Annotated in this window: 13 protein-coding genes; 7 read left to right on the top strand and 6 right to left on the bottom strand. The window is 73.3% G+C overall.

Features of this window, described 5'->3' with window-relative positions:
- Position 1: 1 nt before the first annotated feature.
- On the bottom strand, positions 2-907 hold the full coding sequence (locus DEJ50_RS27020; RefSeq protein WP_150212388.1) for a 5'-3' exonuclease: 906 nt from the start codon (positions 905-907) through the stop codon (positions 2-4).
- 165 nt (positions 908-1,072) lie between these two features.
- On the opposite strand from DEJ50_RS27020, the gene DEJ50_RS27025 reads away from it, so the two are divergent.
- From DEJ50_RS27025 to DEJ50_RS27035, 3 genes are all read left to right on the top strand, one after another.
- Positions 1,073-1,666, top strand: a complete 594-nt coding sequence (locus tag DEJ50_RS27025; protein WP_150210695.1) for a helix-turn-helix domain-containing protein — start codon at positions 1,073-1,075, stop codon at positions 1,664-1,666.
- Between the two features lie 3 nt (positions 1,667-1,669).
- A complete protein-coding gene (locus DEJ50_RS27030; RefSeq protein ID WP_150210696.1) occupies positions 1,670-2,389 on the top strand; it encodes a helical backbone metal receptor in 720 nt (239 codons plus the stop codon).
- 74 nt (positions 2,390-2,463) lie between these two features.
- Complete coding sequence (locus DEJ50_RS27035) at positions 2,464-3,099, top strand: signal protein (protein ID WP_150210697.1); 636 nt, start codon at positions 2,464-2,466, stop codon at positions 3,097-3,099.
- Positions 3,100-3,140: 41 nt separating this feature from the next.
- On the opposite strand, the gene DEJ50_RS27040 is transcribed toward DEJ50_RS27035, so the two are convergent.
- Positions 3,141-4,250, bottom strand: a complete 1,110-nt coding sequence (locus tag DEJ50_RS27040; RefSeq protein ID WP_150210698.1) for a TDT family transporter — start codon at positions 4,248-4,250, stop codon at positions 3,141-3,143.
- A gap of 70 nt (positions 4,251-4,320) precedes the next feature.
- On the opposite strand from DEJ50_RS27040, the gene DEJ50_RS27045 reads away from it, so the two are divergent.
- Positions 4,321-5,256, top strand: coding sequence for a LysR family transcriptional regulator (locus DEJ50_RS27045; protein ID WP_150210699.1), 936 nt, complete (start codon positions 4,321-4,323; stop codon positions 5,254-5,256).
- Between the two features lie 154 nt (positions 5,257-5,410).
- Here DEJ50_RS27045 and DEJ50_RS27050 read toward each other — a convergent pair whose 3' ends face one another.
- The 3 genes from DEJ50_RS27050 to DEJ50_RS27060 all read right to left on the bottom strand — a co-directional run bounded on the left by DEJ50_RS27050 (position 5,411) and on the right by DEJ50_RS27060 (position 8,611).
- Positions 5,411-6,127 carry a gamma-glutamyl-gamma-aminobutyrate hydrolase family protein gene (locus tag DEJ50_RS27050; RefSeq protein ID WP_150210700.1) on the bottom strand — a complete coding sequence of 239 codons (717 nt, stop codon included), beginning with the start codon at positions 6,125-6,127 and terminating at the stop codon, positions 5,411-5,413.
- A 57-nt stretch (positions 6,128-6,184) separates the two neighbouring features.
- A complete protein-coding gene (gene eat, locus DEJ50_RS27055) occupies positions 6,185-7,642 on the bottom strand; it encodes an ethanolamine permease (RefSeq protein WP_150210701.1) in 1,458 nt (485 codons plus the stop codon).
- 153 nt (positions 7,643-7,795) lie between these two features.
- Positions 7,796-8,611, bottom strand: coding sequence for a FadR/GntR family transcriptional regulator (locus tag DEJ50_RS27060; protein WP_223837926.1), 816 nt, complete (start codon positions 8,609-8,611; stop codon positions 7,796-7,798).
- A 114-nt stretch (positions 8,612-8,725) separates the two neighbouring features.
- Here DEJ50_RS27060 and DEJ50_RS27065 point away from each other — a divergent pair, with 114 nt between their 5' ends.
- From DEJ50_RS27065 to DEJ50_RS27075, 3 genes are read left to right on the top strand one after another with little or no spacing between them, the layout of a single operon-like run.
- Positions 8,726-10,099 (top strand): glutamine synthetase family protein, encoded by a 1,374-nt coding sequence (locus DEJ50_RS27065; protein WP_150210702.1) that lies wholly within the window; start codon positions 8,726-8,728, stop codon positions 10,097-10,099.
- A gap of 8 nt (positions 10,100-10,107) precedes the next feature.
- Positions 10,108-11,472 (top strand): aldehyde dehydrogenase family protein, encoded by a 1,365-nt coding sequence (locus DEJ50_RS27070; RefSeq protein ID WP_150210703.1) that lies wholly within the window; start codon positions 10,108-10,110, stop codon positions 11,470-11,472.
- Between the two features lie 4 nt (positions 11,473-11,476).
- Complete coding sequence (locus DEJ50_RS27075) at positions 11,477-12,271, top strand: 3-oxoacyl-ACP reductase (protein ID WP_150210704.1); 795 nt, start codon at positions 11,477-11,479, stop codon at positions 12,269-12,271.
- A 38-nt stretch (positions 12,272-12,309) separates the two neighbouring features.
- On the opposite strand, the gene DEJ50_RS27080 is transcribed toward DEJ50_RS27075, so the two are convergent.
- Complete coding sequence (locus DEJ50_RS27080; protein WP_150210705.1) at positions 12,310-13,512, bottom strand: amino acid deaminase/aldolase; 1,203 nt, start codon at positions 13,510-13,512, stop codon at positions 12,310-12,312.
- Positions 13,513-13,758: the final 246 nt, after the last annotated feature.

The following is a 13,758-nucleotide window of genomic DNA, read 5'->3' on the forward strand; positions in this document are numbered from 1 at the left end:
CTCATTGGCGCAAGGAGGCGCTCAGACGGGAAACTGCTCCTCCAAGACCCCACCGGTGGACCAATGCGTCGACCATGTCCGGATTCGCCGGAGCCGTCGGCAAGGACGGCTCGAACGCCGGGAGGGGCACGTCCGCGGCCACCCTGACCACCTTCGGCGCCACCGCCAGGTACGGCCGCGCCTCGTCCAGCCGCTTGCGCTGCGTGGGGGTCAGCTTCGACTTCGGGTCCTCGACGGCCGCCATGATCCCGGCCAGGTCCCCGTACACGGCCAGCAGCTTCGCCGCCGTCTTCTCGCCGATCCCCGGAACCCCGGGCAGGCCGTCGCTCGGGTCCCCGCGCAGCAGCGCCAGATCGGCGTAGCCGGAGCCGTCCACCCCGTACTTCTCGCGGAGCACCGCCTCGTCCGTCAGCTGGAGCGTGCCGACCCCCTTCACGGGGTACAGCACGCGCCGCTGCCGCGCATCGTCCACCAGCTGGTACAGGTCCCGGTCGCCCGTGACGATGTCCACCGGGCCGGTGGCCCGGGCCGTCAGGGTGCCGATCACATCGTCCGCCTCGTACCCCGCGACCCCCACCCGGGCGATCCCGAACGCGTCCAGGGCCGCCTCGATGATCGGAACCTGCGGGGCCAGGGTGTCCGGGGTCTCCTCCACGTCCGGCCCGGTCTCCGTCTCCACGGCCACCCGGTGCGCCTTGTACGAGGGGATCAGCTCCACCCGCCAGTGCGGGCGCCAGTCCGCGTCCATACAGGCCACCAGATCGTCCGGCCGGTGGTCGTGGACCAGCCGTCCGATCATGTCCAGCAGACCGCGTACGGCGTTCACCGGAGTGCCGTCCGGGGCCTTCACGGAGTCCGGGACGCCGAAGTAGGCCCGGTAGTACAGGGAAGCGGTGTCGAGGAGCATGAGACGGCGCGGTGTCACTGGGTTCATGGGGCCGATGATGCCGCACTCCCGTGCCGGGCCCCGGGAGAGTGCGGTCCGCTCGTGCACGAGAAACCGCGGGCCGATGCTGCGTAAGGTGCTTACAGCACACCGATGTGCGACGGACAAGGGGAGGGCAGCCCCGCAATGGACGACAGGGAAAAGGAAAAGGACGCCAAGGAAACGCTTCGGGTGGGTGTGGCCGTGCGCAAGCGGCGACGCGCGCTCAAGCTCACCCTCGCCGCCGTATCGGGGCGCAGCGGACTCTCGGTTCCCTTCCTCAGCCAGATAGAGAACGAGCGGGCCCGGCCCAGCATGCGGTCCCTGGAGCGGGTCGCGGACGCACTGGAGACCACCGCAGTGGAACTGCTGGCGGCCTCCGACAGCGCACGCACGGTGGATCTCGTACGGGCGGCCGACGCCGGCGGCCTGGCACCGGTCGCGGGGGTCCGGCCGCTGGTCCGCGGCCACCACCAGCTGCACGCGCTGGAGTTCACGGGCGACCAGGACGCCGGCCGCGAGTACCAGCACCGCAACGACGAACTGATGTACGTGGTGGCAGGCGCCTGCCAGGTGGAGGCCGAGGGGCGGGCCTACCGGCTCGAGAGCGGCGACGCGCTGTTCCTGTCGGGCGGGGTCCGGCACCGCTGGCGGGCCACCACCGAGGACACCCGGATTCTGGTGGTCGCGGTCGGCGAGCACATCCACGCCACCGCCGAGCCGCCCTCGCCGGGGCACTGAGCCATGGGGCAGCGGGTGGTGTCGCTGGTGCCCTCGCTGACCGAGGCGGTGGCGGAGACCCGGCCCGGCCTGCTGGTCGGGGCCACCGACTGGTGCACCCGTCCGGCCGGGCTGGACCTCGTACGGGTGGGCGGCACCAAGAACCCGGACGTGGCGGCGATCACCGCGCTCCGCCCCGACCTGGTCCTCGCCAACGAGGAGGAGAACCGGGCCCCCGACCTGGCGGCGCTGCGCGCGGCCGGGCTGGAGGTGCTGGTGACCGAGATCCGCGACCTGCCGCAGGCCCTGCGGGAACTGGACCGGCTGCTGGTGGGAGCCCTGGGGCTGGCCCGGCCCGGCTGGCTGGACGCGGCCGAGGCGGCCTGGACGGGGCTCGGGCCGGCGGGGGAGTGGCGGGCCTTCGTGCCGGTCTGGCGGCGGCCCTGGATGGTGCTGGGCCGGGACACCTTCGCGGGGGACCTGTTCGCGCGGCTGGGGGTGCGGAACGTGTACGCGGGCCATGCGGAGCGGTACCCGCGGGTGCCCGCCGAGGAGCTGGCCGCGGCCGGGTGCGATCTCGTGGTGCTGCCCGACGAGCCGTACCGCTTCACCGCGCAGGACGGGCCGGAGGCCTTCCCGGGGCTGCCCGCCGCCCTGGTCAGCGGCCGTCACCTCACCTGGTACGGACCCTCGCTGGCCGAGGCCCCGGCGGTCCTGGCCGCCGCCCTGCGCGCGGCACACTGACCGTCGGCGACCGCCGGCGACCGTCGGCCCGGGGCGGCCGAAGACCGGCACCGGCCCTCTCGTACGCTGCACGGATGCGTCTCCGCCGACCCTTCGCCGCGGTACTGCTCGCCTGTACGGCCGGGCTGCCGGCCGTCGGCTGTACCGCGACCGCGCCTGCCGAGCCGACCGCGCCGACCGCGCCCGGGCCTGCGGCGGAATCCTCCCGGGCGGCCACGCCCGAGGCAGCCGAGGTGCAGGGCCGCTGGTGGAACTGGGCCGCGGCGAGTCCGGCGGGGTCCAGTCCGGTCCGCGACCCCGACGGCACCTTCTGCGCCGAGCACCAGCCCGCCGACGTCTGGTTCCTGGCCGGCAACTTCGGCGGCGAAAGCCGCCGCACCTGCTCGGTGCCGGCCGGGAAGCCCCTCGTCTTCCCCGTCGTCCCCTTCGCCGGCACCCAGGCCGAATGCACGGGGGCTGCCGCCCGGGCCGAGGGCTCGGCGACCTTCGACGGCCGGCCGGTGGAGCTGGCGCGCTACGGGCCGACCCCGATCCGGGTCACCGGTGCGGAGGGCAATCCCGTCACCCGGGAGGCCGGTACCTTCACCACCCAGTCCTGTGGACTCTGGGCCCGGCTGGACCCGCCGGCACCGGGCCCGCACACCCTGGCCTTCACGGGCACCCTGGGCTCGCTCCGGATCCGGGTCGAGTACGCGCTCCGGATCGGTTGACGCGTACTCGACCGGCACTCGACCCGTGCTCGGGAGCCGGCTCAGGCCTGGCGGGGCAGCAGCCGGCCGGCGGCCAGGCCGCGCAGGGTGTGGCCGGCGGCGGCGAGCCAGGCCACGATCAGGGCCACGAACAGGGCGGTGGCCAGCCAGGAGAAGGCGGTCAGGCCGGTGTGCCGGGCCAGGCCGGCCGCGCCGGTGACACAGGTGCCCAGGGGGAAGGTCAGGGCCCACCAGGTCATGGCGAACCCCATGCCGTTCCGGGCGGCCCGGACCAGCATTGCGGCGGACAGGGCCAGCCACAGCAGGGCGAACCCCATCACGGGCACCCCGTACACCACGGCGAAGGCACCCAGGGCGCCCGCGTAGGGGGCCCCGATGGCCTGGGGGGCCACATCGGCGAGCTGGTTGACCGCGGTGGTGGACTGGCCGAGGGGGCCGAGCACCAGGAACAGGGTCGGGGTCAGGGCCAGGGGCAGGGGCCCGCCGACGATCAGCCGGCCGAACACCAGGGGCAGCATCAGCAGGACGGCCAGCAGGCTGATCCCGAACATCGCGTAGCAGGCGAGCAGCAGGGATTCCTGGGCCTGGCCGGCCGGCAGGTGGGGGATCAGCAGAGGTCCGACGGCGGCGGAGACCATGGGGGCGACCAGGGGCAGCAGCCACACCGGGGTGGCCTGGGAGGCCTCCACCTTGTGGCGGACGACCATCAGGTAGGGCACGGCGACGGCCATCAGCAGGCCTATGGCGGTGCCGGCGGTGAACAGCACCGCGTCCACGGCGACGGCTGCGGGCTCCCCGATCACGTCCTTGCCGACCATCAGGGTGCCGGCGCCGACGGCCAGCAGCGCCATCGACAGACAGCCGTAGAAGGGGGCCACGGCCGGGTCGAGGAGGTGCGCGCGGGCCTGGTCGCGGTGGTGCAGCCAGTGCCCGGACCGGGCGAGCAGCACCACGGCGAGCACCAGGGCGGACAGCGCCCAGACCACCTGGCAGGCCACCCGCTGGCCGGGCAGCTGCGTGGGGAGGGTCGCTCCCGCGTTCGCGATGATCGCCGTGCCCATCACCGAGGCGTACCAGTTGGGGCCGAGGTGACGGAGGGCGGGGAGGGTGAGGTGCCGCTGGGGGTGGTGCGGCTGCACGATGGTGGCCATGGATCAAGGGTCTGACGGACCGGGGCGGGGCGGCAGAGGCCATCGTCCTATGAGGCCATAAGCTGTATTTATGTCTGAACGGGTGGAGAGTCCACGGGGTCCTCAGGTCCCGCTGTCGCACCGGGTGCCCGACCTGGGTGCACTGGAGCTGCTGCTGGCGGTGGCCAGGGTGGGCAGCCTGGGCGGGGCGGCCCGCGAGCTGGGCATCACCCAGCCGGCGGCCAGCAGCCGTATCCGGGCCATGGAGGTGCGGCTGGGGGTGGCCCTGGTGGACCGCTCGCCGCGCGGCTCCACCCTGACGGCCGAGGGCGCACTCGTCACGGACTGGGCGCGGCGGATCGTGGAGGCGGCCGAGGCCTTCGACGCGGGGGCGCAGGCACTGCGCGGACAGCGGGACTCGCGGCTGCGGGTGGCCGCCAGTATGACGATCGCGGAGTACCTGCTGCCGGGCTGGCTGATCGCGCTGCGGGCGGCCCGGCCGGACACGGCGGTGTCGCTGCAGGCGGGCAATTCGGCGACAGTGGCGGAACGGGTGCTGGGCCACGAGGCGGACCTGGGCTTTGTGGAGGGCCTGGCCGTGCCGGACGGGCTGGCCTCCGCGGTCATCGCCCGCGACCGGCTGGTGGTCGCAGTCGCCCCTGCGCACCCGTGGGCCCGGCGCAGCGCTCCGGTGCCCGCGGCGGAGCTGGCCGGGACCCCGCTGATCCTGCGCGAATTCGGATCGGGTACCCGGCAGGTGCTGGACGCCGCGCTGGCCGGGGCGGGCGGACTGGCGGTGCCGCTGCTTGAGCTCGCCTCGACCACGGCGGTGAAGGCGGCGGCGCTGAGCGGGGCCGGGGCGTGCGTGCTGTCGGAGCTGGCGCTGGTGGAGGAGCTGGCCTCGCGCCGGCTGGTGGAGGTGCCGGTCGCGGACGCCCGGCTGGAGCGGGCGCTGCGTGCCGTGTGGCCGGCCGGGTCCCGGCCCGCCGGGCCGGCCCGCGACCTGCTCTCCCTCACCCGGGGCTGAGGCCGGCCGCAGTTCGCGCCACGGGTGCGGGACCCGGGCAGTCGGCCCTCCCGGCATGCCCCCGTGCGCGGGCGGGGACGCCGGCTGCGGGCCGTACAGCCGACCGGCTCCCGGCCCGTCCGGGTGCGCCGAGGAGTGTGCGCCGACAGGCGCGTCAGCCCACCGGGGCGGGAACGCGGGAGGCCGGAACCCGGGACGCGGCCCGGACCAGGCCGGCCATCACCCGGGTGTCGGTGCCGCGCTCCGGGTGCCACTGGACGCCCACCACCCACTGGTCGCCCGTCATTTCGATGGCTTCCACCGTGCCGTCCACGGCGTGCGCCGAGACCACCAGATCGCGGCCGAGCCGGTCCACCGCCTGGTGGTGGTACGTCGGTACCTCCGCCTCCTCCGGCACCAGCTCCGCGTACCGGGTGCCCGGGACCGGGCGTACCGGGTGCTGGGTGACCACGCCGTTGCCCGCCGAGTGCCCGTCGATGTGCTGGATCAGCGTGCCGCCCAGCGCCACGTTCAGCGCCTGCATGCCGCGGCAGATGCCGAGCAGCGGGACCCCGTTCGCCACCGCCGCCCCGATCAGGGCGAGCTCCCACTCGTCCCGCTCCGGCACGGCCGGGCCGGTGCGCGGGTCGCGCCGGGCCCCGTAGCGGGCCGGATCCAGATCGGGGCCGCCCGCGACGACCAGGCCGTCCACCCGGCTCAGCACCTCCGCCGCCGACTCCGATGCGTCCGGCGGCAACAGCACCGCCGCACCGCCCGCCGCCTGGACCAGACGGTGGTACCCGGTCGGGGAGAGGACCGTGGAGACGTCCCACACGCCGAAGCGGGTGGACGGCTCCACGTAGGTGGTGATGCCGATGAGCGGCCTGGGCACGGTAGTTACCTCCACAGGGGTGAGCTGGGGTGGGACGGGGGCAGGACTGGCGGACCGTCAGTCGCGGGCGAGTTCCGCCTCGGCCGCGGCCAGGGCCGCGAACTCCTCCTCCGGAGCCGAGGCCACCAGGTGGTGCCGACTGTAGATCGCGAAGTAGGCCAGAGCGACGGCGTACACGGCCAGTGCGATGAATGCCGCGTCCTTGTCCACCAGGAAGGTGGCGACCAGCGCCGACAGGGCGAGCACCAGGGCCGTGGCGGAGGTCAGCACACCGCCGGGGGTGCGGTACGGCCGGGCGAGGCCGGGCTCGCGGCGGCGCAGCACGATGTGCGAGAGCGCCATCAGCGCGTACGAGATGGTCGCGCCGAACACCGCGATATTGAGCATCCGGGCGCCGTTCCCGCTGGCCGCGGCCAGGGCGAAGCCGATCGCGCCGGGGATGACCAGGCCCAGGTACGGGGCCTTCCGGCGGGAGGTCAGCGACAGGAACTGCGGCAGGTAGCCGGCCCGGGAGAGGGCGAACAGCTGGCGGGAGCCGGCGTAGATGAGGGAGAAGAAGGAGGCCACCAGGCCGGCCAGGCCCGCGTAGTTGACGAACCGGCTGAGCGCGGTGGGGCCGCCGTCCCCTTCCAGGGCGACGACCAGCGGGTTGCCGGCGGCCTTGATGGCGTCCGCGCCCTGCGCTCCGGTGGCCGCGAAGAAGGTGACCAGGGCGAGCAGGGCGAGGACGCCCATGGAGACGGCGAGCGCCTTCGGCATGGACCGGACCGGGTCCTTGGCCTCCTCCGCGGCCAGCGGGACCCCCTCGACGCCGAGGAAGAACCACATGGCGAAGGGGAACGCCGCCCAGATGCCGAGGATGCCGAAGGGCAGCCAGGAGGAGGAGCCGGCCGCGGCGGTGTCGACCGCGATGTCGTCCAGCCCGTTCGCGTCGAACTCGGTGAACGCGCCCACCGCGAAGATCAGCAGCGCGGCGACCGCTATCGCGGTGACGACGAGGGAGAAGCGGAGGGCCTCGCCCACGCCCCAGAGGTGCACCCCGATGAAGATCACGAAGCAGCCGAGGTACACCGGCCAGCCGGAGGTGAGGCCGAACAGGCCCAGGGATTCGACGTAGTCGCCGATGAAGATGACGATCGCGGCGGGGGCCAGGATGTACTCGATGAGGATGGCGGTGCCGGTGAGGAAGCCGCCCCAGGGGCCCAGCGCCCGCCGGGCGAACCCGTAGCCGCCGCCCGCCGTGGGCAGGATGGCGGAGAGTTCGGCGAGCGAGAAGACCAGACAGGCGTACATGGTGCCCATCAGCACGGTGGCGATGGCCAGGCCGCCGAAGCCGCCTTTCGCCAGGCCGATGTTCCAGCCGGAGAAGTCGCCGGAGACGACGTACGCCACGCCGAGACCGGTCAGCAGCAGCCAGCCGGCGCTGCCGCGCCGCAGCGTGCGGCGCTCCAGATAGGTGGATTCGGGGGAGGGGGCCGGGGTTACGGGTGGCGCGGGTGCGATGTCGTCGGCCATGTGCGCTCCTGCCTGGGCAATGGTTGTGGGGCGTACCTTTGCGTCAGTGGAGGGGAGCGCGCAAGACCCGTGCGTTAAACAGCGGTTACGAAAGCCTCCTCGTGGGGCTCCGGTGACCCGTTCGCGTCCCCGTTCGCGGCAGCCCGGACCGGCTCAGGCGAGGAACCCGCGCAGCAGCGCCGCGGTGCCGCAGCAGTGCTCCCGCATGACCTCGCGGGCCCCCTCGGCGTCCCGTTCCAGCACCGCCTCGACCAGGGTGCTGTGCTGCTGCTGGGAGTGTTCGAGGTTGCGCACCAGCAGGGGGATGCAGTCCAGCAGGTCGTTGACGGTGGCCCGGACGGCGGCGTACTGGGCCGTCAGGGTGGCGGAACCGGCGAGCTCGCACAGGGTGAGGTGGAACAGGGTGTCCTGGCGCCGGTACTCGGCCAGCGGTGCGTCGTGGGTGGCGGCCAGCGCACCCCGCAGCCGGGCCGCCGCCGCGGAGCTCAGCCCCTGGGTGGCGCACAGTCCGGCCGCGCCCACCTCGAGCACCTCGCGGAACCGCAGTACGTCCTCGATGTCCACCCCCGCCACCCGGCGGCGCAGCTCCTCCTCGGCGCCGCCGGCCGGGGTGTCGGGGCGGGGGAGGACAAACGTTCCGCCGTACCGCCCGCGCCGGGCCTCCACCAGCCCCTGGTCCTGCAGCACCTTCAGGACCTCCCGAAGAGTGACCCGGCTGATGCCCATCCGCTCGGCCAGCTCCCGTTCCGCCGGCAGCCGCTCGCCGGCCGGCACCAGGCCCAGCCGGACCACCTGGAGGATCTGCTGCAGCGCCTCCTCGAAGCCGTTTCCCGCCCGGACCTGGCGGAGCACTGGGTTCAGCCGCTCGACCGCCCCGCCCTCGGCGCCCGCGGCACCTGCCGCACCTGCTGCGCCTGCCGCACCTGCTGCGCCCGCCGTACCGGCCGCACCCGCCGTACCTGCCGTCATGTGGTTCGCCTCCCCTGTTCCCCGAAGCTTCTCAAAGGTTCCCGAAGACTCTTCCCAAGTAATGGTTCCGTTCAATACCTTAGGCGTCCTCGGCTCACCGAAGGAGAGAATCCCGTGGTAGACCGCAAGCCGCCGCTGGCGCCCGAGGAGCTCCGTGCCCTCGTGGACAGCGGTGAGATCGACACCGTCGTCCTGGCCTTCCCCGACATGCAGGGACGGCTCCAGGGCAAGCGGTTCGCCGCCCCGTTCTTCCTGGACGAGGTCATGGGCCACGGCACCGAGGGGTGCAACTACCTCCTGGCCGTCGACACCGACATGAACACCGTCGACGGCTACGAGATGTCCTCCTGGGACCGCGGCTACGGCGACTTCGCCATGCACCCCGACCTCTCCACCCTCCGCCGGGTCCCCTGGAACGCCGGCACGGCGATGGTCATGGCCGACCTCGCCTGGCACGACGGCACCCCCGTGGTCGCCGCCCCCCGGCAGATCCTGCGCCGCCAGCTCGACCGGCTCGCCGCCCTCGGCTACACCGCCCAGGTCGGCACCGAGCTGGAGTTCATGGTCTTCCGCGACACCTACGAAGAGGCCTGGAACTCCGGCTACCGCGGCCTGACCCCGGCCAACCAGTACAACATCGACTACTCCGTCCTCGGCACCGGCCGCATCGAGCCGCTGCTCCGCCGCATCCGCAACGACATGCGGGCGGCCGGCCTCACCGTCGAGTCCGCCAAGGGCGAGTGCAACCTCGGCCAGCACGAGATCGTCTTCCGCTACGACGAGGCCCTGGTCACCTGCGACCAGCACGCCGTCTACAAGACCGGGGCCAAGGAGATCGCCGCCCAGGAAGGCGTCTCGCTCACCTTCATGGCCAAGTTCGACGAGCGCGAAGGCAACTCCTGCCACATCCACCTCTCGCTCACCGACGCCGACGGCCGCAACGCCATGGCCGGCGACGGCACCGGCCCGGAACCCGGCATGTCCGAGGTCATGCGGCACTTCCTGGCCGGCCAGCTCGCCGCGCTGCGCGACTTCTCCCTCCTCTACGCCCCGAACATCAACTCGTACAAGAGGTTCCGCCCCGGATCCTTCGCCCCCACCGCAGTCGCCTGGGGCGTGGACAACCGGACCTGTGCCCTCCGAGTGGTCGGCCACGGCCGGTCCACCCGCTTCGAGAACCGCCTCCCCGGCGGCGACGTCAACCCCCACCTCGCCGTCGCCGGCCTGGTCGCGGCGGGCCTCTACGGCATCGAGAACCGTCTCGAACTGCCCGACGCCTGCACCGGCAACGCCTACACCGCCGACTACGCGCACGTCCCCACCACCCTGCGCGAAGCCGCCGAACTCTGGGAGAACAGCGAGATCGCCAAGGCCGCCTTCGGCCCCGAAGTGGTGGCCCACTACCGGAACATGGCCCGCGTCGAACTCGACGCCTACGACTCCGCAGTGACCGACTGGGAACTGCGCCGCTCCTTCGAACGTCTGTGAGGCCCCCCGTGTCCGATGCGCTGGAAGTCCTGAATCCGGCCACCGAAGAACTCGTCGCCCTCGTCCCGGCCGCCACACGGGACGAGGTCGACGAGGCCGTCGTACGGGCCGCCGCCGCCCAGCGCGGCTGGGCCGCCGCCGCACCCGCCGACCGGGCCCGGCTGCTGCGCCGCTTCGCCGCCGTGGTCAACGGCCACATCGAGGAACTCGCCCGACTCGAGGTCCAGGAGGCCGGCCACACCATCGGCAACGCCCGCTGGGAAGCCGGCAACGTCCGCGACCTGCTCGAATTCGCCGCCGGCGGGGTCGAGAGGCTCTCCGGCCGCCAGATCCCCGTACCCGGCGGTCTGGACATCACCTTCCTCGAACCCCTCGGCGTCATCGGGGTGATCGCCCCCTGGAACTTCCCGATGCCCATCGCCGCCTGGGGCCTCGCCCCCGCGCTCGCCGCGGGCAACGCCGTCATCCTCAAGCCCGCCGAGACCACCCCCCTCACCGCCCTGCGGCTCGCCGAACTCGCCCTCGAAGCCGGGATCCCCGAGTACCTCTTCCAGGTGCTCCCCGGCCGTGGACCGGTGACCGGCAACGCCCTGGTCGAACACCCCGGCGTGGCGAAGATCGTGTTCACCGGCTCCACCCCGGTCGGCAAGCAGATCATGGCCAAGTGCGCCGACCGGGTGAAGCGCGTGACCCTCGAACTCGGCGGCAAGAGCCCCAACATCGTCTTCGCGGACGCCGACCTGGACGCCGCAGCAGCCGCGGCACCGATGGCCTTCCTCGACAACACCGGCCAGGACTGCTGCGCCCGCACCCGGATCCTGGTCCAGCGCCCGGTGTACGACCGGTTCCTGGACCTGCTCGCCCCCGGCATCGAAGCCGTCCGGGTCGGCGACCCCTCCGAGGAGAAGACCCAGATGGGGCCGCTGATCTCGCGGACCCAGCTGGACCGGGTCCGCTCCTACGTCCCCGACGGCGCGGAAGCGATCCGCGGCACCGCCCCCGACGGCCCCGGCTTCTGGTTCCCGCCGACCGTGCTCACCGGCTGCGACCCCACCGCGCCGGTCGCCACCGAAGAGGTCTTCGGCCCGGTCGCCGTGGTCCTCCCCTTCGAGGACGAGGAGGAAGCGGTACGCCTGGCCAACGCCACCGAGTACGGCCTCTCCGGCTCCCTGTGGACCCGCGACGTCGGCCGCGCCATCCGGGTCTCCCGCGCCGTCGCCGCCGGCAACCTTTCCGTCAACTCCCACAGCAGCGTCCGCTACTGGACCCCCTTCGGGGGCTACAAGCAGTCGGGACTCGGCCGCGAACTCGGCCCCGACGCCCTCACCGCCTTCACCGAGACCAAGAACGTCTTCATCAGCACGGAGGACTGAGCACATGTCCAGCACCCAGCACGAAGAGACCGTCTGCCGCCGCCTGGTCGGCCGTACCGCCGTCATCACCGGAGCCGGCAGCGGCATCGGCCTCGCCACCGCCCGCCGACTGGCCTCGGAAGGCGCCAACGTCGTCTGCGGGGACATCGACGAGAAGGCCGGCAAGGCCGCCGCCGAGGAGGTCGGAGGCACCTTCGTCAAGGTCGACGTCACCGACCCCGAGGAGGTCGAGGCGCTCTTCCGCACGGCCTTCGACACCTACGGCTCGGTCGACATCGCCTTCAACAACGCCGGCATCTCGCCCCCCGACGACGACTCCATCCTCACCACCGGACTGGAGGCCTGGAAGCGGGTCCAGGACGTCAACCTCACCTCCGTCTACCTCTGCTGCAAGGCCGCCCTGCCCTACATGCAGCGGCAGGGCCGCGGCTCCATCATCAACACGGCCTCGTTCGTGGCCATCATGGGCGCCGCCACCTCCCAGATCTCCTACACCGCCTCCAAGGGCGGCGTCCTCGCCATGTCCCGCGAACTGGGCGTCCAGTTCGCCCGCGAGGGCATCCGCGTCAACGCGCTCTGCCCCGGCCCGGTCAACACCCCGCTGCTGCAGGAGTTGTTCGCCAAGGACCCGGAGCGGGCGGCCCGCCGGCTCGTCCACATCCCCGTCGGCCGGTTCGCCGAAGCGGAGGAGATCGCCGCCGCGGTGGCCTTCCTCGCCAGCGACGACTCCTCCTTCATCAACGCCACCGACTTCCTGGTCGACGGCGGCATCTCGGGGGCGTACGTCACCCCGCTGTAGCCTGCGCAGTCTCTGAAGTCTCCGGAGTCCCCGGATCCCTAGAGGAAGGTGCGGCCCTCGCCCCGGTACGTCGGGACGGTGGCCGTCACCCGGTCGCCCTCGACCAGGTGCAGCTCCGCGAACCGCTCGCACAGCTCACCCGCCTTGGCATGCCGGAACCAGACCCGGTCGCCGATCAGCAGATCGTCGGCCGGGCTGCCCAGCAGCGGGGTCTGCACCTCCCCGGCGCCTTCCTGCGGGTCGTACCGCAGCCCCTGCGGCAGGTACGGCACGGGCAGCCGGTCGGCACCCGCCGCCCCCGAGGCCGGATAGCCGCCGCCCAGCACCGTGACCACCCCCACCCCCGGCCGCCGCACCACCGGCTGCGCGAACAGCGCGGCCGGCCGGCCGTGGAAGGAGGTGTAGTTGTCGAACAGCCGCGGCAGGTACAGCCCCGAGCCGGCGGCGACCTCCGTCACCGCCTCCTCGGCGGCCGTCTGCTGCACGCTGCCGGTCCCGCCGCCGTTGACGAACTCCAGCTCCGGCACGACCGCCCGTACCGCTCGCACCACCTCGGCCCGCCGCGCTGCCAGCTCCCGGCGGGCGGCGCTCTGCATCAGGCGGATCGCCCGGGACCGCAGCGGCCGTCCCACCAGGTCGTCGCCGACGCCGGCGACATGCCCCTCGTACGCCATCAGCCCGACCACCCGGAATCCGTCCCGGCGCTGCACCAGCCGGGCCAGCTCCGCCAGCCCGGCCGGATCGCGGAGCGGCGACCGCCGGGCCCCGACCCGTACCCGGCCGCCGAACAGCGACAGCGCCGTGTCGAGCTCCAGACAGACCCGGATCTCCTCCCGGCCGCCGTCCCGGGCACGGTCGATCAGCTCCAGCTGCGCGGGATCGTCCACCATCACGGTGACGGCGGCGGCGAGCTTGGGATCGCCGGCCAGCTCCGTAAAGCCCTGCCGGTCCGTGGAGGGGTAGGCGAGCAGCACGTCCTCGAACCCGGACCGGGCCAGCCAGACCGACTCGGCCAGCGTGTACGACATGATCCCGGCGAAACCGGGCTGCGCCAGCACCCGCTCCAGCAGGGCCCGGCAGCGCACGGACTTGCTCGCCACCCGGACCGGCTTGCCGCCCGCCCGCCGGACCAGGTCCGCGGCGTTGGCGTCGAACGCCTCGAGATCCACGAGGGCGAGCGGGGCATCGAGATGAGCGGTGGCCCGGTCATAGCGGGCCCGGTCCGCGGCGGGGGAAGTCATGGCCGCAGCTTGCCAGACCGCCTTACCGGCGGGTAGGGGTGCGAGGCGCCGGGTTGGGCGCGGGCCGCCTGCCGGCGGGGCGGGGCGCCTTTCGGTGGCCGGGACCCGGCGGTGCGGGGTCGCCCTTCCGCCGGGTACGGGTACGGGTACGGGTGCGAGGGGCGAGGTTCTGGTGATGCCGGAGGGCTCGGCCGAGGGGTGCGGGTTGAGGCGCCGGTTCCGGCGGCGCCCGGGCGCCGTAGAATC

Origin of the sequence: Streptomyces venezuelae (genome assembly GCF_008642295.1) — a bacterium.
Classification (GTDB): Bacteria; Actinomycetota; Actinomycetes; order Streptomycetales; family Streptomycetaceae; genus Streptomyces; species Streptomyces venezuelae_C.